Below are 956 nucleotides of genomic sequence, written 5' to 3'. Positions count from 1 at the left end.
TCAGGTTCAGGTAAATCAACTCTTGGACGTGCGTTAATCGGCTTATTGCCAAGCTCAGGTCGTATTGTTTATAAGGGACAAGACGTCAGCTTACTCAACGACAAGCAGCGTCATAACCTGAAAAAAGATGTCCAAATGGTATTCCAAGACCCTTATGGTTCTTTATCGCCACGTATGACGGTTGGGGAGATCATCACCGAAGGCTTAACGGTGCATCAACCTCACTTGTCAAAACAAGAACGTTTAGAAAGAGCTCGTAAAGCACTGATTGAGGTTCGTCTGGAGCCAAATTCAATCAACCGCTACCCGCATGAGTTCTCTGGCGGACAAAGACAACGTATCGCGATTGCTCGTGCGTTGATTCTTGAGCCCTCTTTCATACTATTGGATGAACCAACTTCAGCTCTCGATCGCTCAGTACAACTGACCGTGATTGACCTGCTCAAAGACATCCAAACTAAGCACAATATCGGCTTCTTGTTCATTAGTCATGACCTTTCGGTCGTGAAGGCACTTTCAGATCGTGTACTTGTGATGCAAAAAGGTGAAGTGATGGAAGAAGGGTCTGCAGAAGAGATTTTTAATGCGCCGAAAAACGACTACACCAAGAAACTCATCGCAGCGTCATTCGACTTAGAAAATAATTCGGAAAAAAATGCCGCTTAAAGGGAACTAATCAAGATTAACAGCGTCTTATAAGTACATTCTGAATAATCTCCTAATGGATTGAAATCTAGAATGGATATAGCAAAACTGGTTTGGCCGCCAAAAGAGAAATGTCGCATGGATGCGACATTTTTCGTTTCTGGCGTATATGAAAAATCAACTCAGTGGTTAAGAAGGTTTGCTAAAACTGATGGACTTTAAACAGGGTTCGCTGGTAGTCGGGTAACAACCGCAGAGCTGCTTCGCCAACTCGTTTTTGGACATAAATGAGTTTAGAAAAACCTTATATT

1 protein-coding gene is annotated in these 956 nt (G+C 42.8%); it reads left to right on the top strand.

Annotation, left to right across the window (positions count from 1 at the left end):
* Nucleotides 1-666, top strand: a 666-nt coding sequence (locus BCT81_RS04900) for an ATP-binding cassette domain-containing protein (protein ID WP_133152556.1), incomplete at its 5' end; no start/stop codon positions are given.
* Nucleotides 667-956: the final 290 nt, after the last annotated feature.

It is taken from the genome of Vibrio sp. 10N.261.52.A1 (assembly GCF_002876325.1).
GTDB lineage: Bacteria > Pseudomonadota > Gammaproteobacteria > Enterobacterales > Vibrionaceae > Vibrio > Vibrio chagasii.
The sequence above is the reverse complement of the archived record's forward strand: the minus strand, read 5'-3'. Positions and strand labels throughout refer to the sequence as shown.